The organism is Rhizobium sp. UGM030330-04, assembly GCF_003208455.1.
In the GTDB taxonomy this organism is placed as follows: domain Bacteria; phylum Pseudomonadota; class Alphaproteobacteria; order Rhizobiales; family Rhizobiaceae; genus Agrobacterium; species Agrobacterium rhizogenes_A.
The window spans coordinates 1-1,831 of record NZ_QKML01000046.1 but is presented as its reverse complement, the minus strand read 5'-3'; the positions used below and the strand labels follow the sequence as shown (position 1 = coordinate 1,831).

Below are 1,831 nucleotides of genomic sequence, written 5' to 3'. Positions count from 1 at the left end.
TCCACCCCACGTTCCTATAGGACTCAAGGCACTGCATTGAATAGTTATAACGAACTGTCTCAATAATCGCTGTGGAAAGAATGCGCAAGATATCTCTTTCTGACATTGGTACAGTAGAAGAAATATGAACACATGGAACATTAGAGGCGGCAGGGAAAATACGGTCTTCGAAATCTTCGAGACAATTAACTACAACTACAGGTCGATTGTGTTGCTTCGCAATCAATATTTCACGTTGACACCAATATCGGGAGGAATAAGTATCACTTTCAATCGCAAGCAATGTTGAATCTTGTATGTGCTTTTCAATTTCTTGACCGAAATGATATCCAGGCGATATTTCGTTGGCATCAAAAAATCGATTCATGTTTGTGTTATCGATAAATTTCTTTATTTGCTCAGAATGTCGTTTACCAGTATTGCCTGATTTGGAATGACTTAGAAATATCGTTATAGAAGATTTTACCCCCTTATCTCCAGGTGACACCGATTTACAGCCAAATCGGAATATTTCATGCGCCAGAGAAACTACTGTATTTAGGTACGTGTTTTGTACAGAAAAATCATTTATTCGAATACAGTTCAACCCTGAAAGGGTACCACCATGATAATATCCTTTACTATCAATCGCAATTGGAACGATATGAACTGAGGATGATTTCGGTAATCCTTCAATGTAATTTTTCCATTCTTTCCTGCCGATAGTATTCACGCTTGTAAAAACAAATACAATATTATTTTTTGCTATTTCCTCGGGATAATCGAAAGGGGGCTCTCTGCTGTTTTTGGAGCTAAAGAAAAATAGTGGGATATTAAGTCCTCGTGAGAACGGTTTGTCCTTATCCCTGGCAAAAATCATTCTAATAAAATCAAGAATGTTGGTTACTTCCTTTGAATCATATGGATGCCAAATGAAGTTGATTGCTAGCGGCGGCGAATACTTTTTTGTCATTGAGTTGTTACTCCGCAATCCCTAGAATTTTAGCCGCATATCATTCTTATCTCCATTTTACTGAATCTTCCCAGTTCCTTGATCCACGCGCTGATGAGCGTTCATAAATTGGCATGGGTCTGAAACCACCATGTTTATATGGCTTCGATGCTCTCGAAACATCGAAACGATTAAATCACGTGCTTCCTTTGAATCTGATAGGATTATTTTCTTATAATCTCTAACCCCTCCATACCTAATCGAATCCAAATCTACGGTTAGCGCCTTGTTACCAAAATATAAGAAATAATTTGAGACTAACATTTGGTCAGTTCTTCCAGTATCTCGATTTAAGTTATCTTGGTTTAGCGTGCCATCAGAATTGCTGTGATGGGAGTCCTCTTGTATCCAGCTACCGTTTTCACCCTTGTGGTATATGTTATCTCCTAACATCTGCACTCTACTTCCGTTGCGCACAGGTTTTTTTAGTGAATAACGATAATCATCCCAATAATCCTGAAAACTGACCTTTTCCGATACTTTCATAAGAAGGATGCATTTCCTATACACGCCTCTAAGCTTTCGTCCGCCAATTCCCATGATCCAATCGTCGACCTTGGCTGATTTACGGATTCTCGGCTTACATGTTGCCAAAGTGCACAAACCATGAAAGGGGTTCGGTGCAAAACCAAAATCTCTGGTAATGGTATATGCGTTTAAATGGGAGTTTGGCTCTATCAACACCTTACATTTCCGCCATCAGTCCGTGGTGCTAGTGTTCCGTCTGGGTTTTGAAATTGACTCTTTCCCCCCAGAGCATGGATAATAGAATCCGATCTCCACCCAACCATAGAAGTAGCGTACTTTTCTAGATTCTCTGGGATTTCGACTTGATCCTTT

At 39.5% G+C, this 1,831-nt stretch carries 2 protein-coding genes; both read right to left on the bottom strand.

Going from position 1 to position 1,831, the window contains the following annotated elements:
* A partial coding sequence (locus N434_RS25380; protein WP_146227723.1) for a TIR domain-containing protein occupies positions 1-952 on the bottom strand: 952 nt, incomplete at its 3' end.
* Between the two features lie 57 nt (positions 953-1,009).
* Positions 1,010-1,675, bottom strand: coding sequence for an Nmad2 family putative nucleotide modification protein (locus tag N434_RS25375; protein ID WP_110760775.1), 666 nt, complete (start codon positions 1,673-1,675; stop codon positions 1,010-1,012).
* Positions 1,676-1,831: the final 156 nt, after the last annotated feature.